Origin of the sequence: Flavobacterium lindanitolerans (assembly GCF_002846575.1) — a bacterium.
Taxonomy (GTDB): domain Bacteria; phylum Bacteroidota; class Bacteroidia; order Flavobacteriales; family Flavobacteriaceae; genus Flavobacterium; species Flavobacterium lindanitolerans.
Window position 1 is genome coordinate 18697 of record NZ_PJND01000009.1, and the last position, 21867, is coordinate 40563.

At 35.4% G+C, this 21867-nt stretch carries 23 protein-coding genes; 13 read left to right on the top strand and 10 right to left on the bottom strand.

Features of this window, described 5'->3' with window-relative positions; translation table 11 throughout:
* Window positions 1-59 precede the first annotated feature (59 nt).
* The 3 genes from B0G92_RS12690 (at window position 60) to B0G92_RS12695 (ending at window position 3152) form a co-directional block, all read left to right on the top strand.
* Window positions 60-1073: an alpha/beta hydrolase gene (locus tag B0G92_RS12690; protein ID WP_101472494.1), complete on the top strand. Its 1014-nt coding sequence runs from the start codon at window positions 60-62 to the stop codon at window positions 1071-1073.
* Entirely contained in the window at window positions 1063-1560 is a 498-nt protein-coding gene (locus tag B0G92_RS16805; protein WP_245867862.1) for a hypothetical protein, read from the top strand. The genes B0G92_RS12690 and B0G92_RS16805 overlap by 11 nt, the downstream gene beginning before the upstream one ends.
* A 164-nt stretch (window positions 1561-1724) precedes the next feature.
* Window positions 1725-3152 carry an outer membrane beta-barrel family protein gene (locus tag B0G92_RS12695; protein ID WP_245867863.1) on the top strand — a complete coding sequence of 476 codons (1428 nt, stop codon included), beginning with the start codon at window positions 1725-1727 and terminating at the stop codon, window positions 3150-3152.
* Between the two features lie 51 nt (window positions 3153-3203).
* Here the strand turns inward: B0G92_RS12695 and B0G92_RS12700 are convergent, their stop codons facing one another.
* Window positions 3204-3800 carry an RsmD family RNA methyltransferase gene (locus B0G92_RS12700; protein WP_101472495.1) on the bottom strand — a complete coding sequence of 199 codons (597 nt, stop codon included), beginning with the start codon at window positions 3798-3800 and terminating at the stop codon, window positions 3204-3206.
* Window positions 3801-4619: a DUF3822 family protein gene (locus B0G92_RS12705; protein WP_056067471.1), complete on the bottom strand. Its 819-nt coding sequence runs from the start codon at window positions 4617-4619 to the stop codon at window positions 3801-3803. It lies immediately after the preceding gene.
* 106 nt (window positions 4620-4725) lie between these two features.
* Between B0G92_RS12705 and B0G92_RS12710 the strand changes: the two genes are divergently transcribed.
* The 3 genes from B0G92_RS12710 to B0G92_RS12720 all read left to right on the top strand — a co-directional run bounded on the left by B0G92_RS12710 (window position 4726) and on the right by B0G92_RS12720 (window position 7507).
* Complete coding sequence (locus B0G92_RS12710) at window positions 4726-6147, top strand: ATP-dependent DNA helicase (RefSeq protein ID WP_101472496.1); 1422 nt, start codon at window positions 4726-4728, stop codon at window positions 6145-6147.
* Window positions 6148-6260: 113 nt separating this feature from the next.
* Complete coding sequence (gene kdsB, locus B0G92_RS12715; protein ID WP_101472497.1) at window positions 6261-6986, top strand: 3-deoxy-manno-octulosonate cytidylyltransferase; 726 nt, start codon at window positions 6261-6263, stop codon at window positions 6984-6986.
* Between the two features lie 164 nt (window positions 6987-7150).
* Complete coding sequence (locus B0G92_RS12720) at window positions 7151-7507, top strand: PKD domain-containing protein (RefSeq protein ID WP_101472498.1); 357 nt, start codon at window positions 7151-7153, stop codon at window positions 7505-7507.
* A gap of 221 nt (window positions 7508-7728) precedes the next feature.
* Here the strand turns inward: B0G92_RS12720 and B0G92_RS12725 are convergent, their stop codons facing one another.
* The gene (locus tag B0G92_RS12725; protein WP_101472709.1) at window positions 7729-8391 is read right to left on the bottom strand and encodes a spermidine synthase; all 663 of its coding nucleotides are present in this window, start codon (window positions 8389-8391) and stop codon (window positions 7729-7731) included.
* Between the two features lie 58 nt (window positions 8392-8449).
* On the opposite strand from B0G92_RS12725, the gene B0G92_RS12730 reads away from it, so the two are divergent.
* Window positions 8450-9001 (top strand): 1-acyl-sn-glycerol-3-phosphate acyltransferase, encoded by a 552-nt coding sequence (locus B0G92_RS12730; protein WP_101472499.1) that lies wholly within the window; start codon window positions 8450-8452, stop codon window positions 8999-9001.
* Between the two features lie 77 nt (window positions 9002-9078).
* On the top strand, window positions 9079-10098 hold the full coding sequence (locus B0G92_RS12735; protein WP_101472500.1) for a YncE family protein: 1020 nt from the start codon (window positions 9079-9081) through the stop codon (window positions 10096-10098).
* A 64-nt stretch (window positions 10099-10162) separates the two neighbouring features.
* Here B0G92_RS12735 and B0G92_RS12740 read toward each other — a convergent pair whose 3' ends face one another.
* Window positions 10163-10552: a helix-turn-helix domain-containing protein gene (locus B0G92_RS12740; protein ID WP_101472501.1), complete on the bottom strand. Its 390-nt coding sequence runs from the start codon at window positions 10550-10552 to the stop codon at window positions 10163-10165.
* 304 nt (window positions 10553-10856) lie between these two features.
* On the opposite strand from B0G92_RS12740, the gene B0G92_RS12745 reads away from it, so the two are divergent.
* The 4 genes from B0G92_RS12745 to B0G92_RS12760 all read left to right on the top strand — a co-directional run bounded on the left by B0G92_RS12745 (window position 10857) and on the right by B0G92_RS12760 (window position 15758).
* Window positions 10857-12011, top strand: coding sequence for a M14 family metallopeptidase (locus tag B0G92_RS12745; RefSeq protein WP_101472502.1), 1155 nt, complete (start codon window positions 10857-10859; stop codon window positions 12009-12011).
* Between the two features lie 77 nt (window positions 12012-12088).
* The gene (locus B0G92_RS12750) at window positions 12089-12568 is read left to right on the top strand and encodes an Lrp/AsnC family transcriptional regulator (protein ID WP_056067456.1); all 480 of its coding nucleotides are present in this window, start codon (window positions 12089-12091) and stop codon (window positions 12566-12568) included.
* Window positions 12569-12646: 78 nt separating this feature from the next.
* A complete protein-coding gene (locus B0G92_RS12755; RefSeq protein WP_101472503.1) occupies window positions 12647-15232 on the top strand; it encodes a phosphoenolpyruvate carboxylase in 2586 nt (861 codons plus the stop codon).
* A gap of 7 nt (window positions 15233-15239) precedes the next feature.
* Window positions 15240-15758: a DinB family protein gene (locus tag B0G92_RS12760; protein WP_056067499.1), complete on the top strand. Its 519-nt coding sequence runs from the start codon at window positions 15240-15242 to the stop codon at window positions 15756-15758.
* On the opposite strand, the gene B0G92_RS12765 is transcribed toward B0G92_RS12760, so the two are convergent.
* The 6 genes from B0G92_RS12765 to aroB form a co-directional block, all read right to left on the bottom strand.
* Entirely contained in the window at window positions 15753-16067 is a 315-nt protein-coding gene (locus tag B0G92_RS12765; protein ID WP_143395043.1) for a hypothetical protein, read from the bottom strand. The two genes, B0G92_RS12760 and B0G92_RS12765, sit on opposite strands and share 6 nt — an antisense overlap.
* A 212-nt stretch (window positions 16068-16279) precedes the next feature.
* Window positions 16280-16678, bottom strand: coding sequence for a DNA primase (locus tag B0G92_RS12770; protein WP_101472505.1), 399 nt, complete (start codon window positions 16676-16678; stop codon window positions 16280-16282).
* Between the two features lie 10 nt (window positions 16679-16688).
* Window positions 16689-17660 (bottom strand): deoxyhypusine synthase family protein, encoded by a 972-nt coding sequence (locus B0G92_RS12775; RefSeq protein ID WP_056067448.1) that lies wholly within the window; start codon window positions 17658-17660, stop codon window positions 16689-16691.
* Between the two features lie 124 nt (window positions 17661-17784).
* A complete protein-coding gene (locus B0G92_RS12780) occupies window positions 17785-19185 on the bottom strand; it encodes a type III PLP-dependent enzyme domain-containing protein (protein ID WP_056067446.1) in 1401 nt (466 codons plus the stop codon).
* Window positions 19186-19241: 56 nt separating this feature from the next.
* Window positions 19242-19421, bottom strand: a complete 180-nt coding sequence (locus tag B0G92_RS12785) for a hypothetical protein (protein ID WP_056067444.1) — start codon at window positions 19419-19421, stop codon at window positions 19242-19244.
* Between the two features lie 57 nt (window positions 19422-19478).
* Complete coding sequence (gene aroB, locus B0G92_RS12790; protein WP_101472506.1) at window positions 19479-20546, bottom strand: 3-dehydroquinate synthase; 1068 nt, start codon at window positions 20544-20546, stop codon at window positions 19479-19481.
* A 146-nt stretch (window positions 20547-20692) separates the two neighbouring features.
* Here aroB and B0G92_RS12795 point away from each other — a divergent pair, with 146 nt between their 5' ends.
* Window positions 20693-21862 carry a proline dehydrogenase family protein gene (locus tag B0G92_RS12795; RefSeq protein ID WP_101472710.1) on the top strand — a complete coding sequence of 390 codons (1170 nt, stop codon included), beginning with the start codon at window positions 20693-20695 and terminating at the stop codon, window positions 21860-21862.
* Window positions 21863-21867 lie beyond the last annotated feature (5 nt).

Here is a 21867-nt window from a genome sequence, read left to right on the forward strand (position 1 = left end):
CAGTCTGTTTTTAAACCAATTTTGCTACATACGATATATGAACAATTTCAAATCGCAAAATGCAAACCAAACAAGTATTTATAATTATGCTGCTGTTTTCAAAAATCTATTCCTATTCACAGAAAATCCCGGAAGATTTCGGCTACAGACATATTGCCATGAAATATCAGGACGACCCGGTTGATATTATTGTTATCTCTAAAAAAGGCGAAGAAAAGTTAGCCAAACCTGTTTTCTTCTTTTGCCAGGGAAGTCTGCCGCAACCTGTTGTAAAATATGATGAAAAAGGGCTTTACGGTACACTACCATTTGATGAGAATTCCTTTTTGGAAACCTATCATATTGTTATTGTCGGAAAACCATTCATACCAATTATTTCTGATGTCAATAAATTAGGAAAAGACTATATGTATTTGAAAGACATAGAAAAGGAAATCCCACCCAAAGGATATACCGAAAGAAATTATCTGGATTATTATGTGTTTCGGAATAACTTCATAGTAAAGCAGCTGGCTAAAGAACGTTGGGTAAAGAATAAAAAACTGGTTGTAGCCGGACATTCCGAAGGCAGTTCTATTGCTGCAAAAATGGCCTCTATCAATAAAAAAATCACCCACCTGATTTATTCAGGAGGCAATCCTTATGGAAGAATAATGAATATTTTGGCACAGAGCAGAAGCTTTGACACGGATTCCATAGATGAAGGAAAAAATACGATAGAACATTGGAAAAAGGTCGTTGCACATTCTAACGATACAAGTCTGACGAATGGCGATGCCTATAAAACGACCTACAGTTTTTCATTGCCTCAAAAAGATAACCTGATGGGCTTAAAGATTCCGGTATTGGTTTCTTATGGAACCAAAGATTGGTCAGGTCCGTTCAATGACTTGTTTCAGATTGAAGCCATCCGCGAAAAAAAAGACAATTGCATTTTTAAAAGCTATCTGAATCTGGAGCATAATTATTTCCCTGTCAATGAGGATGGTACTGTTAATTATGAAGTATATAATTGGGATAAAATTGCTGTAGATTGGTTAAACTGGCTAAACAATTCTGATAATGAAAATTAGGTTAGTAGTACTAACCGTACTATTGGCAAGTTATCCTTCTTTTGCCCAGAAAACAGAAAACGACACCTTGAATCAAATGGAAGAAGTTGTCATTGAAGGAAACACGAAAACATTTATTTATAAAAACGGAAATGTTAAGATTGATATCGCAAATTCAATTCACAAAACCGTTTCCAATACTTTAGACCTTTTGTCGAGGCTTCCCAAAATCCAAATAAGCCCGGATAGGGAAAAAATTACGGTTATAGGAAAAGGAACGCCATTAGTGTATATAGACAATCAGAAAGTTGAAATGAACGACCTGAATGCGCTATCGGTTGAGGACATCAAAACAATAGAAATCATTGATAATCCGTCGTCAAAATATGAAGCTGAAGGCAGGTCTGTTATATTGATTACCAGAAAAAGAAACAAAAAAGAAGGCTACCAACTGACTTTTTTAGAAACTGCTGCTTTTAAAAAAAATTCAATAATTATGTCGGACTGAATTCAAGCTTCAAATTAAGTAAAACAGAATTTAAGGCAAACTTCAATTACAACAAGTTAAATCCTTGGGAAAGCAACGGAAGTGACTATAAGATTCCGGCAAACAATATCCAATCTGATTACCGGGTTGCAGGCTATACGAACAGAGATAAATACGTCTATGGCGTGAGTGTCTATCATAAGATTAATGAAGAAGAAGATTTTTCATTTACCGCAAACGGAACCTCCAAAAATGATGATTTTGACTTTTCTACCAAAACAAACAGCAAAATTGGAGAAGAACAAAATCGTATACGGACTTTAGGGAAAAGTAAAGAATATGAAAATTTTATCAATTCATTTTTAAATTATAATAAAAAAATAACCAGTTGGGAAGCGTCTCTTTTTGCAGGATTGCAGTATTCTAACTACAATTCGGAATCGTTTACAAGTGCTTTGAACAATTACAATGAAACAAGCTACGAGCCTTTCCAACAGACCCAGGATGGTTTCAATGTAAATGTCTTTTCAGGAAGGATTGATTTTGAAAAGAAATTTAAAAATGAAATGAAGTGGGAGACAGGAGCCCAATATTCTTCAGCTATTGCCCATACAGATTTAGATATTAAAAATTTTGAGCAGGATTTGGCTTCCAATTCAAAGTACCAACTCAAAGAAAAAAATACGGCGGCCTATGCTCAATTATCAGGAACACTTATGAAGATTTCCTGGATGGCAGGTGTGAGGGCAGAAAACACGAAAATCTTCGGACGTTATGAGGGAGAGCCGGTTTCAGTTGATAAGGACTATACTACTTTATTTCCAAAAGCGCAGCTAAGTATACCTATTGACAGTACAAAAACGCTGAACCTGAATTATGGAAGAAGTATTTCCAGACCTGATTATTCATCTACCAGCCAAGGTCTTACTTATATCAATCCGTATTTTGCCTTTGCTACCAATATCAATTTAAATCCATCTATTACGAGTGAAATAGCGGCTAATTTGCAGTATAGGGACAAATCTGTAAAGTTGAGCTACTACGAAAACAGCAACGTAATAAACTATGGTTTTTTATATAATGAACCGCAAAACTTATTGATTTACAGACCGCAAAATTTTGAAAAAGAAACTGGATATAATCTGGAATTTTTGTTGCCTTTTAGCAGCAATTTCTGGTCTTCGAACAATACCGTCAGCTTTATTTTAAATAAAATTGAAGACACATCAGCAGTAATTGGAGATACTAAACCGTATGCTTATTATTATTCCAATCATGTTTTTAAATTAAAAAATGAATTGCAGTTTTCCTTAACGGGCTGGGGACTCACGAGCAGAAATGAAGGAGTTTTTCAAAGAAACTCTTATTTTCAATTGGATTTAGCGGCTTCAAAGACTTTTATCAAGAATCTTTCCTGTACGGTCAATTACAACAATGTGTTTAGAAACAGAACGTTTACAGAAAATTTTGAAGTCAGTAACGTACGTTCCAACGCTATATTTTTTGTAGATAATTGCGAATTTTCAATAGCAATCCGATATACTTTAGGAAAAATAAAAGACTCTATTTATAAAGAAAAAGAAGTAAACGAAAATTCAGGAAGGATAAAATAATTCCGCAGCGTTATTCATCAATCAAAAATCACAAACGGTTATGTCTGCGGATTATCCTTCGTCATCTTCTGTAATTTCGGCTTCATTTTTTAATTCTTCATCTTCACCGCTGTTGATTTCAAAGAATGAAAAAACAGAGCCACCATAGCTTTTCTTGAACGAAAAATTAATCATGTGGTCCAGCTTTGTATATTTTGAGTGTTCGATAATCATCATGCCGTCTTCTTCGAGAAGTTCATTGGCAAAGATAAGTTCGACGAGTTTTTCAAATGTTGCCTGATCAAGGTCATAAGGCGGGTCGGCAAAAATAATATCATAAGCCGCTTTACTCTTTTCAACAAACTTAAACACATCGCTTTTGATTCCTGCTATGCCAAAACCAAATTCATCGGCTGTCTGTTTGATAAATTTTACACAGCCAAAATCACCGTCAACACTTGTAATCGTTTCACAGCCACGGGAAGCAAACTCATAGCTAATGTTACCGGTTCCGGCAAATAAGTCTAAAACTTTCAATCCGTTGAAATTGAAATAATTGTTCAATACGTTGAACAGGGCTTCCTTGCTCATGTCTGTCGTTGGACGGACCGGCAGGCCTTTTGGAGGCGAAATACGCCTTCCTTTATATTTCCCGGATATAATTCTCATTTATGAGTTGAATAAGATAAAATATTTTAAGTTTTCCAGTGTTGAAAAATCATTGTGCTTTTGCGTATGGAATACATTCATCAATGAAATGTTCCTGATATAACGATAAGCAATCTTAAACAGGTCACTCTCTTCTGAAATTTCGCCCAGCAATTGCAGTTTAAAAGTTTCAGGGTTCAATTTTAGCTGCTCAGCTGTAAAAAGGATATAGTAGATAAAATCCTCTTTGGTCTGGTATTCAAACGAATTAAACAACAAAAGCTTTTGGTTTTCTATCACGACAATCTCGAAATGCTCTTTCCCTACATGAACAAATAGCTGTGTTTCTGAAACATTCTTTGAATTCTCAAGAAGTTTCTGCACTAAAATGCTGTTCACGTGCAGGTAATCAAAACTATCAAACTGGTCCAGCAGATAATTATTGAAATTAACATACGGAATGTAAGTATTGACCATATCAAAAGGTTCAAGAACGTCAAAGGCAAAAAAATCAGATTCAAAAACTTTGGTACTGTATTGCAGATAACTTCCTAAATAGTTTTCATCAAACATCGCTTTTGGCACAAAAGAAGAAAGATTGTTTTCGTGGAGAACAACTACTTCGTCATAGGTTGCCGTAAGTTCTTTATGGTTTACAAAAGCCTGCCAGTAATGATCTTCTACCTTAATAGATTTTTCAAAATCATTAAAATCGACTTCCTTGACAAACAGAACGGTCTGATTCAAAGTATCAAAACAGCAAAATCGGAATCCATTCAAAGATACCTGAATGGAAAGTTTCCTGTATTTTTTTTCTGTTATGTTTGTGTTAGCCGACATTGATTTTTTCTGGTGTTCGCAAACTTACAATTTTTTGTGGCATACTCCTCATATTTATAGGGCAAAACTTATACTAAATCTATAACTTTACAGCAAATAATAAACCATGAATGCTGCATTTTTCTACAAAACCCTGAAGTCGAAGTTTCCGTACCAGCCTACTGTCAAACAGGATATCTTCTTCCAGAAAATTGCTGAATTTCTGACCAATGACAAACAGGATGAAATTTTTGTGCTAAAAGGTTATGCCGGAACAGGAAAGACAACCGTAATTTCGACTTTGGTCAACAACCTTACAGAAATCAATAAAAAATATGTGCTTTTGGCACCCACCGGTCGTGCGGCAAAGGTCATTGCCAATTATTCGCAAAAGCCGGCCTATACCATCCACAAAAAAATCTATTATCCTAAAACAAAAAGTGGAGGAGTGACCTTTACTACTCAGCAGAACAAACATAAAAATACGATTTTTATCGTTGACGAATCGTCTATGATTTCAGATTCAGGTAATGAAACCAGTATGTATGAAAATGGTTCACTGTTAGACGACCTCATATATTATGTGTATTCCGGAGTTAACTGTAAAATGATTCTTTTGGGTGATACGGCACAGTTACCGCCGGTAAATCTTGACATATCGCCGGCTCTGGATATTAATCTGCTACATAGAAATTATGATATGGAAGTTTCCCACATCGAATTTGATGAAGTAATGCGACAGGAAGAAAATTCCGGAATATTGTTCAATGCAACTGAACTGAGGGAACAATTGGAGGAAGACTTTTTTGAAGATTTCAAGTTTGATGTAACGCATTTTAAAGATATTGTCAGACTAACAGACGGTTATGACATTCAGGATGCCATCCACACAGCCTACAGCAATTACGGATTGGAAGATACCGCATTTATTGTACGTTCCAACAAAAGGGCCAATGCCTATAACCAGCAAATCCGGACTAGAATCCTGGATAAGGAGAGTGAACTTTCTACAGGCGATTTCCTTATGGTTGTAAAAAATAATTATTTTTGGCTCAAGGATTCTACAGAAACCGATTTTATAGCCAATGGCGATATTGTCGAAGTTATGGAAATCTATAAGATGCAGGAATTGTATGGCTTTAAGTTTGCTACCGTAAAAATAAGAATGGTGGATTATCCGAATCAGATACCATTTGAAACGGTCTTGATTTTAGATACATTGACAAGCGAATCGGCTTCATTGACCTATGAAGAATCAAACCGACTGTATCAGGAAGTAATGCTGGATTATGAAGAGGAAAGAACAGCCTACAGGAAATTCCAGAAAGTAAAAGAAAACAGGTATTTTAACGCCTTGCAGGTAAAGTTTTCCTATGCCATGACCTGCCACAAATCACAGGGTGGACAATGGAATACCGTATTTGTTGAACAGCCTTATTTGCCTAATGGAATCGACAGAGATTACATCCGCTGGTTATATACAGCCATTACCAGGGCTAAAGACAAATTATATTTGATTGGCTTTAAAGATGAAAACTTTATAGAATAGTGGATAGGCTATAGTTGGTAGTGGATAGTGAATAGGCGTTAGTTTATAGTTGAGAGTCAAAAATCTAAAATCATAAATCTAAAATCATAGATCTTAAATCAAAAATATTTAAAATGAAAATAATAGCAGTAATCCCAGCGCGTTATGCTTCAACCCGATTTCATGCCAAGCTGATGCAGGATTTGGGTGGGAAAACGGTAATTACCAGAACCTATGAAGCGGCCGTTTCAACACAGCTTTTTGATGATGTTTTTGTAGCCACCGATTCTAAGCTCATCTTTGATGAAATTGTTTCGAATGGGGGCAAGGCTATCATGAGTAAAAAGGAACATGAATCCGGTAGCGACAGGATAGCGGAAGCTGTTGAAGACCTGGATGTTGATATTGTTGTAAACGTGCAGGGCGACGAACCTTTTATTAATAAAGAACCGCTTGAAAAACTTTTAGAAGTATTCAGAAATGATGAAGCCCGCCAGATTGACCTGGCGTCTCTGATGCGCGAAATAAAAGACAAGGAAGAAATTGCAAATCCAAACAATGTAAAGGTAATTGTTGACCAAAGTGGTCTGGCTTTATACTTCTCACGTTCAGTTATCCCATACCCGAGAGATGAAAATGCAGGTGTGCGTTATTTTCAGCACATTGGTATTTATGCGTTTAGAAAACCGGCCTTAATGGATTTTTACAGCCTGCCGATGAAATCTCTGGAGGCTTCTGAAAAATTGGAACAGCTCCGATATCTGGAATATGGCAAGAAAATAAAAATGGTAGAAACCACTCATGTAGGAATTGGTATTGATACGGTTGAGGATTTGGAGAAGGCGAGGAAGTTGGTTTAGGATTTAAGATTTAAGATTGCAGATTTCAGATGTGAGATTTCAGCTTGCAACTTGCAGAATTGCATTTAGTTTGTACTGAAATAAAGTAAAGAAGATAATGCCTTTTTACTTAAAGACTAAAAATATTTACCTATCTTAGGGTTATCAAACTAAACGGTAACATTATGAAAAGACTGTCTCTTATTATCATTTTTGCTTTCGCTTTTGCTGCCTGTGATAAGGATGACGGTAAAAGTATAGTCGATTGCCTTGGTGAATCCCTATTTTTAAATGCCCATCATTCTATATCCAGTGAAAATCCAATGCAGGTAAATTATAGCGTTACTTATGAAGGAAGCCATACACTGAACAATACTGTTAAATGGGATTTTGGTGACGGAACACAACAGACAGTTACAAGTACTGAAGTAAGTCATACATATTCGCAACCAGGAAACTATACAGCTACGGCTTCTGTTAAGGTTAGTGTAAATGGGGCAACCTGTTCGTCAGACCTTCATGAGCATGTTACCATACAATAAGACGAAGCAAAATAGATTTTAAATTTCTGATATAAGATTTTGGATATGAAAATCTGTTTAATTTGTACAATTTGTGGCAGACAAGACTAAGATAGCAGATTTCAGAATGTACAATTTCTGAGGACAGTCTGGAAAAAACAATCTTTGCAATCAGTGGCAAAATAGAATACAAATGTAAGATTACAGAAATCTAAAAGTGAATTTTTTGCTGGGAATCTCAATTATTTCTTTTCTATTATAATGAGTTCGTTATAACGCTCAATTCTTGGGATAGTTCGTAAAGTATAGAATTCCGAATTGATGTTGGACAGATACTCTTTGTTACGCAGCCTGTCTTTATCAGTAAGACACATCGTATTAAAAAGAATAATTCCCTTTTTGTCTAAAAGTTCACAGATTTGTTTCTGAAAAAAATCTTCAAAAAGAAAGTCCGGCATTGTAGTATCCTGAAAAATATCAACAATAATAAGTCCGTATTTGTTTTTGTCTTTTAAAACATATTTAGAAGCATCATCAACAATGATTTCTAAATTCGGGATTTTGTCCAATCCAAAATAGGAATTGGCGATTTGCAGTACTTCAGAATCGATTTCTACTCCCGTAATCCTGCCTTTAAATCCAATTTCTTCACTTAAAGTTTTAATTACGCTTCCGCCTGCAACTCCAAGAACAAGAATGTGTTCCGCTTTTAATACAGTTTCAAAACCTATGTTTTCCAATCCTATTCTAAGAATACGCTGCAGGCTTCCATAAGAATAATTGGTGTTTTTAGAATCCAATACCAATTCACCATTGGCCCAGGTGACTTCCAGGTTTTTACTCACGGACGAATGCTGCTTATAAACATTTATGGGCAGGAGGTAGCTTAGTATTCTTTTTAGCACAAAACTTAATTTGCCCAAAAATAAGTATAAATGTTACATTTACAGAAAATAATAAAGCATGAAGCGTATTATTTATAAACTTATCTTTTTCAAAATAATGGGATGGAGCATCAAAGGAACGATGAATCCCGAAATTAAGAAATCTATTATTATTGTCGTGCCGCATACCAGCTGGCATGATTTCTACATAGGCCTTTTTGCCCGAGGCATTATCAATCTGGAGATGAATTATGTCGCCAAAAAAGAACTTTTTAAATTTCCATTCGGCGCTTATTTCCGTTGGATGGGTGGTGCTCCACTCAACAGAAACTCCCGACAAAATACAGTGGAGGCCATAGCGGAGATTTTTAAAAAAAGAGAAATCTTCCGACTGGCAATCGCTCCGGAAGGAACCCGTAAAAAAGTGACAGACTGGAAGACAGGCTTTTATTATATTGCATTGAAAGCAGAAGTTCCCATAATTCCGGTTGCATTTGATTATGCAAAAAAGGAGGTAGTACTCAATGAGGCTTTTTACCCGACTGGCGATATACAAAAAGATTTTGCAGAACTAAAGAGCAAATACAAAGGTATAGTAGGCAGGATTCCGGAATACAGTTTTGAAATTTAGGCAGGTTTTAAAAAAATAAATCCACATCCGTTTTTTTCTCGTATTTATAATTATCAACCTTTTTTAAAACCATAATTATGAGAAAAAAACTTTTACTAGCAGGACTTTTTTGTAGCATTTTAGGATTTGTTTCGTGCAGCAGTGATGACGATTCAAATGGAAATCCAGGCAGCGCAAAACTTGAATTGTTTACTTCGAGCAATACAAGCGGAACAATTACCTACACGGATTTATTAGCATCAATGCCAATGGCAAAAACATTTACTGTAGGTTCTCTGGATGCAGATGGTATTTATTATAATAATACCCGTGACGAGGTTATCATTGCATCCCGAACCAACAACCGTCTCGAAGTTTATGGCAATTTCAGAAATGCATTATCGTCTTCTGCCACATCTTTAACGATGACGGCCAGTAGTGCAACAGGCGATTTTACCAATGCAAGAGAAATAGCCGTTGTTGGAGACAGGGTAGTTGTAGTACAGGATCAGGCCGAAATTAATGGTAACACTAATAAACTTTTAGTGTATCAAAGAACTACATCAGGATTTACATTGGAGAAAACATTTACTGTAGGTTTTAAACTATGGGGAATTACTGTTTCTAATGGAAATTTATATGCAGTAGTAGATCTTAGCAGTGATATAGCTGTCTTTAACTCTTTTTTTTCAAAGCCAAACGGCACATTGGTGGCAGACAAGAGAGTTAGCATAGAAGGATTAACCAGGACACATGGAATTGCCTATTCGGAACAAGATAATGTTATGGTTCTCACAGATGTAGGTTTAGCTACTTCTGCAACAGATGGGGGAATTGTAGTTATAGAAAATTTTAACTCAGTATTTTCGTCAACAGCATCAGGGGGTTCTATCGCCTTGTCGAAACAAAAAAGAATATACGGGCCTAATTCATTGTTGGGAAATCCGGTAGATGTTTCTTATGATGAACAGACCAATAAAATCTATGTGGCTGAAAGATTAAATGGTGGAGGACAGGTATTAAGTTTTGCTTATCCAACATCAGCCCAGTCAGATGTCATGCCGTTAACAGCAAGATTAGAACCGGGTGTTACCGGAATATATTTAAGAAGGGAATAATGTTTGTTTTTTATGTATTAGTTGGGAAAACCTTGGCTTGAGAGTCAAGGTTTTTTTATGCCGTCTATTGGGGGTGATATTCTTTAAAAGCTCCGTTTTTATAAAAGATTACTATTCTTTCAATTGTATCATTTTTAATAATCGTTTCTTCCTTTTTGAAATTGACGGGTTGTTTTTCATCGGTATCTGATAGAGTAGGCGGATATGCTATATTGTATTCTTCATTATTTTTCGGGAATGAACCTTTGCCGTTTAAAATCCAATACAAATCAATTTCAGGAAATACATCTAAAATTTTTAATATAAAATCAAGGCTTGGTTTGTTTCTTCCGGATAGAAGATGTGATATGCTGGAACGTTGCACACCAATCTTATCGGCAAAAGAAGAAGCAGTGAGATTGTAATAGTCAAGAATTTTTTCAAGCCGTTTTATAAAATCTTCCGTGTTTACCATTGTAAAGCTTTATTTTAATAAAAGAACGTTACAAATGTAAATATATAGTTGTTATAAATGTAATTTATAAATAGAATCGGGTGTTTTCATCTGCTTTTTTAGTTTATATAATTATATTTAAATAATTGATTAATAGATTTTTAGTTATTTTGAAGTCGCTTAAAGTAAAATGTGTTAAAGTTTTTCTAACGAAAATATAGTGGTAGGGAGTATTTTGTTTACAGAGTTAAATTATTTTGAATTTTAATTGATTTACAATTGTAAATAATAAGATGTTTACTTTTGTAAAATATAATTCAGCACTATGGATTTTGAAAAAGTATTCCGGGAGAACAAGGAAAAAACGTTAGAAGGAAGATATATTACTCTTGATAAAATTGAGCCTTTATTAAGAACGATTAACAAGAATGAAAATTTAGATGTAATTGGAAAATCAGTATTAGGAAAACCAATCTATTCCTATACTATCGGAACAGGCAAAATTAAGATACTGCTTTGGTCACAGATGCATGGAAATGAAGGAACGACTACCAAGGCATTATTTGATCTTTTAAATGTATTAAACAGCGACACGATTTTAGGAAAAGAGCTTCTAAGCCATTTTACTTTTCTGGCCGTACCCATGCTTAATCCGGATGGCGCGGAAAGATATACGCGCATTAATGCTAACGGAATTGACCTTAACAGGGATTTCCAGGATTTAAGCCAGCCTGAAAGCCGTCTGCTCAGAGAGCTATATAATGACTTTAAACCGGACTTTTGCTATAATCTTCATGACCAACGTACCATTTTTGCGGCTGGAGATGTTAATAAACCTGCAACGGTTTCCTTTTTAGCACCTTCGTTTAACGATGCAAGAGAAGTTAATGAGGTTCGTATAAAAGCAATGGATGTCATAGTTGCAATGAATACAACTTTACAAGCTTTTATTCCCGGACAAGTGGGGCGTTTTGATGACGGTTTTAATCTGAATTGTGTTGGAGATACCTTTACTTATCTGGGATCGCCAACTATTTTATTCGAAGCCGGACATTATCAGCAGGATTACGAACGCGAAATGACGCGAAAATTTATTTTTATAGCATTGATTTCAGGGTTGAAATATATTTACGAAAACGATATAGTTCTCAATGAAACGGAAAAATATTTCAATATTCCTCAAAACAAACCAGTTTTTTACGACTTCATTTATAAAAATATCAAAATTTACTATGATAATAAACAAATTATTACGAATTTTGCAATTCAATTTACGGAGGTTTTGAATGAAGGGAAAATTGAATTTATTGCCTTCATTGTCGAAATAGGTGAGCTGACACAAAACTTTGGACATTTTGAATATGATGCAAAAGGAGCTTCCTATTCTGATGATCAGGACAACATTCCGAAATTGGGTCAAAAAGCTGAGTTTTATTTATCAGAAAAAGTTAAAATTGTTAACGGATTGCCAAATGTTTAACGATTCGCTTTTTTTATTTAAAAAAAATTAATTTTTTTGTAGTCGAATTTTGAAAACAAATACAAACATAAAATTATATGAATAAGTTTCGTTTAGATGAAGTTGATCATCAGATATTAGATATGCTGATTGACAATACAAGAGTTCCTTTTACAGATATAGCAAAAAAACTACTAATCTCTGCAGGAACTGTCCATGTGAGAGTTAAGAAAATGGAAGAAGCTGGTATTATCATGGGTTCATCTTTGACCTTGAATTACGAGAAATTAGGATATTCTTTTATTGCCTATGTAGGAGTTTTTCTTCACAATACTTCACAAACTAAATTTGTATTGGAAAGAATCAATGAAATTCCTTTTGTTACTGTTGCCCACGTAACTACCGGAAAATTCAATATCTTCTGTAAAATCCGTGCTATGGATACAAAACATGCAAAAGAAGTAATCTTCATGATTGATGATATCGAAGGAGTATACAGAACTGAAACCATGATTTCTCTTGACGAAAGTATCAACGATAAAAAACGTTTGATGCACACTATCTTCAAGGATATGTAATCTTTTGATAAGAATAATTTAAGACCCTCTTGTGAAAACTTGAGGGTTTTTTTATTAATTTAATGCAAAATTATACCCATGTACACTTCCCCGAGATTAGAGAGGTTTGAAGAAAACGTACTCGCTAAATATCAGATATATAACAGTATTCTTATTACGCTTCCGTTTGACAATATTGGCAATACAGGAATAATGCTGCCGCTTTTTGCAGAAGTTTGTGAATCAGGTTACAAAAAGGAATGGAATCCCCAACAGATTGTAGATTTTTTCTCTGAAAAATACCTGGATAATGCTTCCGAAAAAGAAAAAATAGACCTTATGTTCCGGTTTATCCAATATGTAGAAAGGCAGGTAGTCTTGTTTGATGCTATTGAAGATGCTGCTTTTTCTGTAGTGAATAATCTCGATGGAGAAAATTCACTCAGGAACACAAAAGACAAGGCGGAGTCTAAAGACAATCTGAAGGAACTAAAAGCTTTTTTTGAAGAATTTAAAATCCGGACTGTACTGACAGCGCATCCTACACAGTTTTATCCGGGATCAGTATTAGGGATTATCACAGATTTAGAAGATGCCATCAGAAACAATAATCTGAAAAGGATGCGTGAACTTCTGGCACAGTTAGGAAAAACACCATTCATTAAAAAAGAAAAACCAACTCCTTTTGATGAAGCGGTCAGCCTGACCTGGTATCTTGAAAACGTTTTTTATGAAACGGCAGGAAAAATGATGCATTTTTTCCAGAAAAATATTTATGATGGAGAATTGCCTAAAAATCAAATTTTAAATCTGGGATTCTGGCCCGGAGGTGACCGTGATGGAAACCCATTTGTTACAACAGATATAACTTTGCAGGTAACACAAAGATTGCGTACTTCAATACTCAAATGCTATTACAGGGATATTCGGGATTTGAAAAGAAAGCTGACTTTTCATCAGGTAGACCAATTGTGGACAGAGCTTGAACATAAAATTTACCGTTCTGTGTTTTATTCGGAAGGCGATTTGTATATAACTTTGGACGAAATGAAAGCCACATTGCTGGACATTCGCAATAGGATTATTGAAAACCACCAATCACTGTATCTTGACGATTTGGACGAATTTATTAACAAAGTAAATCTTTTCGGATTTTACTTTGCTACATTGGACATCAGGCAAAACAGCAAAATTCATGATAAGGTTATTAAGGATATTGTAAAAGTTACAAACGAACGCCAATTGTCTGTTTTTCCTAAAGACTATTCCTCATTGAATGAAAGTCAAAAATTAGATTGGATGGCGAAAGCCACTGCCAGTCTTGATCCGGAATGGTTTGAAGATGAACTGACCAGAGCTACTGTTGAGTCAATATATGCCATACAGAAAATACAGGAACAGAATGGTGAAATGGGGGCTAATCGTTACATCATCAGTAATAACCAGAGCGCACTAAACGTTTTGGAAACCTATGCACTTTTTCGTTTGTGCGGATGGGAAAATTCTTCTGTTGATATTGTTCCGCTTTTTGAAACTGTAGAGGATTTGGAAAATGCGCAACGAGTAATGCAAACGCTTTATACCAATCCGCTGTATTCGGAGCATTTAAAATCCAGAAATAATAAGCAGACCATTATGCTTGGTTTTTCTGATGGAACAAAAGACGGAGGTTATCTGATGGCTAATTGGAGTATTTATAAGGCAAAAGAGGCGCTGACTTCAATTTCCAGAAATTATGGTATTGAAGTTGTTTTCTTTGACGGAAGAGGAGGGCCACCGGCCAGAGGAGGAGGTAAGACCCATAAGTTCTATGCTTCACAGGGACCCGATATAGAAAATAATGAAATTCAGATAACCATTCAGGGACAAACCATCAGTTCTAATTTTGGAACTTTGGATTCCTGCCGTTATAATCTTGAAAATCTGTTAAGTGCCGGAGCAGCCAATCAGTTTTTTAATAAGGGAGAAAATAAACTTTCTGATACTGAAAAAAAGACCTTGGAATCGCTTTCGCAAATAAGCTATAAAGAATATTCCGATTTTAAAAACCATCCTAAGTTTATCCCATATCTGGAAAGAAGAAGTGCGCTTAAGTATTATGCAATGGCGAATATAGGTAGCCGTCCTTCTAAAAGGAGTCAATCCGAAAAACTTGATTTCAATGACCTTCGGGCAATTCCTTTTGTAGGGGCCTGGAGTCAATTAAAACAAAATGTTCCCGGATTTTTTGGAGTAGGTACAGCTCTGAAGCATTTTGAAGACAATGGAAACTGGCAGGAAGTTCAGGAGTTGTATGACCATTCACTTTTCTTTAAAACCTTGATTGAAAACAGTATGATGTCGTTGGCAAAATCGTTTTTCCCTTTGACATCCTATATGAAAGACGATCCGGAATTTGGTGAATTTTGGGAAATCATTTTTAATGAATTTAAAGAAACAAAAAGGCTGGTACTGAAATTATCCGGTTTTGATGCCTTGATGGAAAACTATCCTGACGGGAAAGCTTCTATACAAATGCGGGAACAAATTGTATTGCCATTGCTTACTATACAACAATATGCCCTGACTAAAATAAACGATTTAAACCTTAAAGGCAATCCGGACGAAGAAATGCTGAAAATCTATGAAAAAATAGTAATGCGTTCTCTTTTTGGAAATATTAATGCCAGTAGAAACTCTGCTTAAAATAACTATGAAAACAGACCAATTATTACCAACTGAATTTGCACCGTATTATTCTACCTATATTTCCAGGGTAGATCAGGAAGCAAACCTGCTTGAAGAGCTTGAAATTTCTGTACATGAATTTATAAAATTTGTACAAAACATTCCTTTGGATAAGTATGATTATCGATATGCTGAAGGTAAATGGACCATTAAAGATATTATCCAGCATTTGATGGATTCTGAAAGGATTTTTGCTTATCGTGCCCTCAGAATTGCAAGAAACGATAAAACACCATTGCCTGGTTTTGAAGAAAATGATTATGCCGATACTGCTAATGCAAATGAAAGGAGTATTAGGGATTTGCTTACAGAATTAGCTATAATCAGACAGTCTACAATAGCCTTGTTTGCTACGTTTAATGAAGAAATTCTAAAAAGAATGGGGATTGCATCCGGATATGATGTCTCAGTCAGGGCTTTGGGTTTTATAATCATCGGACACCAGAAGCACCATCAGAAGATCTTTATGGAACGTTACTTATAATTTGGAAAAATAACGGGTTCCGGCAAAAATATCAATCGCCTGTATAATAGCAAACAGTACAAGGGCAAACAGGAACAGAACAATCCCTTTTTCTTTTCTATGTTTATTTCTGGAAAATAAAGACAGGATGAAAAAGCCAAAGGCAATTGGGATGGCGATTTTAAAGCCGCGTGTGATTTCGAACATCCGCAGGTAGATTCCTAAAATAGAAAGACCCCATAGGAGGAAAATTATTTTTAGAGCTATTAAAGTTTTGAAATCAAACCATTCCTGGCAATGCTTTTGTTTCCGGTTGCTTTTAAATAACATGGTCATTAAGATTGTGGTAGAGTGTAAAAATATGAAATATGTATTTATTTTAGAAAAAACATCGATGTATATTTAGAAATATACGATAAATTACGTATGTTTGTTTTAGTAATTGTTAAATAAATGATTTTTTTACATCTGTTCCACTCTGTGGAATAAAAAAAACGGAACTCAAATTGAGTTCCGTTTTTTTTATGGAAATAGCTGGGAAGCTAGTCTTCATCATCATCTTCATCGTCAGCGATATCAGCAATATCTCTGTCCTCATCATCATCTTCGTCATCCAATTCGATTTTGTCTTCTTTTTCTTCGTCGTCATCATCGTCTGCATCATCATCCATGTCAAGATCTTTGATGGCTTCCATTGGTACAACTACATCTTCTAAATCATCATCTTCATCAAAGTTTTCGATTCTGCTGGCAAGTTTGGTGCTCACTTTTACCAGATAAATAGTGTCTTCTGTTCTAACTTCTACAGCCTCTACCAACTCGTTTTTAGCATTTTTGAAACGGATGATATTGGAGTCGTCATATCCATCAGGAAATTTTTCGACAAGCAAAGTCAGAATTTCATTGGTTAGTTTAGAATAATCTACAATAATTCTTTTCATACAATTTTTATTATAAGTCTAGTAGGTAAGCAAAAATTAATGGAGCTACGATGGTAGCATCCGACTCAATAACAAATTTTGGAGTGTTTATGTCTAGTTTACCCCAAGTGATTTTCTCATTTGGAACAGCTCCTGAATAGGAACCGTAGCTGGTAGTCGAATCTGAAATCTGACAGAAATAGCTCCAGAAAGGAACATCATGCATTTCCATATCCTGATATAGCATTGGTACAACACAGATAGGAAAGTCTCCGGCAATTCCTCCTCCAATTTGGAAGAATCCGACACCTTTGTCGCTGTTTTTTGTATACCAGTCAGCAAGGAAAGTCATGTATTCGATTCCTGACTTCATTGTAGAAGCTTTTAGTTCTCCTTTGATAACATAAGAAGCAAAAATATTACCCATTGTGCTGTCTTCCCAACCCGGTACAATGATAGGAAGGTTTTTTTCTGCAGCAGCATACATCCAGCTGTCTTTCAGGTCAATTTCGTAATATTCTTCCAATACTCCGGAAAGTAGCATCTTGTACATGAATTCATGCGGAAAATAACGTTCTCCGGCATCATCAGCATCTTTCCAGATTTTATAGATATGTTTTTGTAATCTTCTGAAAGCTTCGTGTTCAGGAATACATGTGTCTGTAACACGGTTTAATCCTCTTTCTAATAAATCCCATTCTTGTTGTGGCGTCAAATCGCGATAATTTGGAACTCTTTCATAGTGAGAATGCGCAACAAGATTCATGATATCTTCTTCCAGATTCGCTCCTGTGCAGGAAATAATCTGAACTTTATCCTTTCGAATCATTTCGGCAAAAATCTTTCCGATTTCAGCCGTACTCATGGCGCCAGCCAAAGTCACCATCATTTTTGATCCGTTCTGTAACTGTTGTTCATAAGCTTTTGCAGCATCAACTACGGTGGCAGAATTGAAATGCAGATAGTACTTCTCAATAAATTGACTGATTGGTCCTTTACTCATTTTGTTGTTTGTTAGTTTCTTTTAATGTTTGTCCGACTGGCAATCCAAAATAATTTTGAAATGGGGTAAGTCGGGATGATTGTAAGTGGGAAAAAACCACTTTTAATTATTTTCCAAAAATAGATTATTTTTTCGCGTAACCTAATATTTTTAAAATATCTTCTGAACTTTGTTGCTCAGAAAAAACTTCTGTGGCTAAAATACCATTTTCATCCCTGTCAATCAAGATGTGTTTTGGCTGTGGAATCAAACAGTGGTGAATTCCGCCAAAGCCTCCAATGGTTTCCTGATAGGCACCGGTATTGAAAAATCCAATATACAAAGGTTTTTCCTTATTGTATTTTGGCAGGTAAATCGCGTTCATGTTCTGCTCAGAGTTGTAATAATCATCGCTGTCACATGTCATTCCGCCCAATAAGACTCTTTCGTATTGGTCATTCCATCGATTGACGGCCAACATAATAAAGCGTTTGTTGATTGCCCAGGTATCTGGCAGTGTAGTAATGAAAGACGAGTCAATCATATTCCACTTTTCTCTGTCGTTTTGCTGTTTTTGATACAATACCTGATAAATGGCACCACCACTTTCTCCAACAGTAAAGGAGCCAAACTCAGTAAAGATATTCGGAACATCAACTTCAGCTTCGTCACATGCAATTTTAATCTGATTGATGATTTCGTCAATCATATACTGATAGTCGTATTCAAAAGCAAGAGAGTTTTTGATGGGAAAACCACCGCCAATGTTCAGTCCGTCCAATGTTGGGCATTCTTTTTTAAGCGCGATATATACCTTAATACATTTTACAAGTTCGTTCCAGTAATAGGAGTTGTCATTAATACCGGTATTGATGAAAAAGTGAAGCATCTTCAGTTCCAGGTTCTTGTTTTCCTGAATCTGTTTTTTGTAGAAGTTCACAATGTTTTTATATCCTATTCCTAATCGGGAAGTATAGAATTCGAATTTTGGCTCTTCCTCAGCAGCAATTCTGATTCCGATTTTAAATTTTCCTTTTATTTCAGCCTGAAGAAGGTCTAATTCTTCATAGTTGTCAATAATCGGAATGGCATTTTTATGGCCATTATTAATCAGTCGTGCAATATTGGTAATGTATTGGTCTCTTTTGAAACCGTTACAAATAACATAAGTGCTTTTGTTAATTTTACCGTTCTCAAGCAGGTTCTCAACAATATTAATATCAAAAGCAGAAGAAGTTTCGATATGGATGTTGTTTTTAAAAGCCTCGTTCATCACAAATTCAAAGTGAGAACTTTTTGTACAATAGCAATAGTAATATTTTCCTTCGTATTTGTTTTTTTCCATCGCCTTTCTAAACCAGGCTTTAGCCCGGTTGATATTGTTGGAAATTTGTGGCAAATAGGTGAACTTTAAAGGTGTGCCATATTGCTCCACCAGTTTCATCAGGTCGATATTGTGAAATTGAAGGTTGTCTTTGTTTAATTTAAACTCGTCTTGAGGGAAATAATAAGTTTGGTTGATTAGGTCAAAATATTTTGTATTCATTTATTTGTCAGTGTTTTAGATTAAAAATAAGAAAAAAATAATTTTTAATCTAAAGTTCAGACCCTAATATTTGCATAAATGATTGGGAGCTTTTCCTGATACATATTGGAGTATTGAAAAATATCAAAATTATGGATGCTCTTTACACCAAAAGAACCTTTCAGGAAATACTGAAAAGTTGCTTTGTTTTCGGCTCCCACGCTCGAAAAAGAATTGGCGTTTTGACTTTTTTTCATTGGGGCAAATGTAAAAAATATTATAACTGATATGCAATGATTTTTATTAAAAATATATTAAGAATTATATTCTAAAAACGCATCTATAATCAATTCGTTATCAGCTTTTTGTCCTGTGGATATACCGCCAATTCCATCAAGAAGTGCAAATTGGATTGTTCCGTATTCGTTTTTCTTGTCATGAATAAGCAATTCCAGTATGGGTTGGATGTCTTTTTCTTCAAAAACAACCCTTTCAAAAATATTATCAATTCCGTTTTTGATTTCTTCAAATTCCAGGTCGGAAATGAGATCTTTTCTCAGTGAAATATAACTCTCTAAAATCATTCCGGCAGCAATAGCCTCACCATGCAACAGTGATGTTTTGTTTTCATTTTCCAGAAAATAACTTTCAATGGCATGGCCTAAAGTATGTCCAAAATTCAAGGATTTTCGCAATCCGTTTTCTTTCGGATCCAGGGTTACGATAGTGTTTTTTATTTCAACTGATTGATAAATAAGAGTGTCTAAATCACCTGTATTTAAATTATTTAAGTCTAAAAATAATGACCAGTATTTTTTATCGAAGATTAGTCCGTGTTTTAGCATTTCAGCCAATCCGGAACGCATTTGGTTTTGAGGCAATGTTTCCAGATAGGTCGTGTCTATCAAAACCATTTTTGGTACGTTAATAACACCGATTTGATTTTTAAGGCTCCCGAGGTCGATTCCGTTTTTACCCCCAACTGAAGCATCGACCATAGCTAATAATGTAGTCGGAACATTTATAAAATCAATCCCTCTTTTAAATGTAGAAGCCACAAAGCCTCCCATGTCGGTTACAACGCCACCACCAACATTAATAACAAGACTTTTTCTGTCGGCACCCAAATCAGTCAGGACATTCCAAAGCTCAACACAGGTTTCTATATTTTTATTGATTTCTCCAGGCTCAAATTCGATGATTTCGATGTTTAAATCGGTTTCAAGATTAGGGAGAAATACAGGGAGGCAATATTCATTAGTATCACTGTCTGCAAAAATAAAAATAGAAGAATATTGATTTTCTGCCAAATGGCTGTTTAATGCTTCGTAGGCATTTTCATTAAAAAAGATGGAATATCCGTTGGCTTCAATTGGTTTCATCTGATGTTTTTGAGTGGCAATTCATGACGTATTCAGACAAGCGCCATAAAAATTGCTTATTTGTAATTTTAAAAGGCAAAATAAGGCAATTTTTAAGAAAAAATCACGAAGCTCTATTTATATTTGCAACATTATTAAACAAACGAATGGAAAAGATTTTCAACAATACACAAGTTGCTTTTGCACTAAAGAGTGATACTGAACTTGATAGGGCTTATTTTCTTTTTAAAATGATTGCTTCAGAACCGCTAGTTCGTATTGGCACGGCAGTCACAAATTTTGCCTTAAAGGCACATTTACCGGTTGAAGGCCTGATTCGGGCGACAGTCTTCGATCATTTCTGCGGAGGCGTTAACGAAGAAGATTGCCTTACAGTAGTAGATAAAATGTTTACAAAAGGTGTTTCGTCTGTTCTGGATTATTCGGTAGAAGGAAAAGAAGAAGAGGAGCAATTCGACCTGGCGCTCGAAATGACTTTGAAAACAATTGAATTTGCAAAAGAAAGACAGGCTATTCCGTTTGCGGTTTTTAAACCTACCGGATTGGGAAGATTTGAATTGTATGAAAAATTAGGAGAAGGAAAAGAGTTTTCAAAAGAAGAAACAGAAGAATGGCAACGTGTTGTTAACCGATTTGATCTGGTTTGTAAAACCGCTCATGCGAAAGATGTTGCGCTTCTAATCGATGCTGAAGAAAGCTGGATGCAGGATGCGGCAGATGATTTGGTATTGGAAATGATGCGTAAATACAATAGAGAGAAAGCGATTGTTTTTAATACGTTGCAATTGTATCGTTGGGATAGGGTAGACTATCTGAAAAAAATCCATGAGATTGCCAAAGTTGAAGGATTTTATATCGGTATGAAGCTGGTTCGAGGCGCTTATATGGAAAAGGAAAATAAACGTGCTGAAGAAAAAGGTTATGTTTCTCCAATCTGTATTTCAAAAGAAGCGACCGATGTGAATTATGATACCGCTGTAATCTATATGGTGGAACATCTGGAAAAGATGGCCATTTTCGCAGGAACCCATAATGAAGACAGTTCTTATAAGCTGATGAAACTTATGGATGAAAATAATATCGAAAAAGGCGATACTAGAGTTTGGTTTGGGCAATTGTATGGAATGAGTGACAATATCAGTTATAACCTGGCTTCGAATGGCTATAATGTTGCCAAGTACCTTCCTTTTGGCCCCGTGAGGGATGTTATGCCCTATTTAATCCGCAGGGCTGAGGAAAATACTTCAGTAGCAGGACAGACTAGTAGGGAATTGAACCTTATTAAAGTAGAAAGAGATAGGAGAAAAGGGAAGTAGTTTCC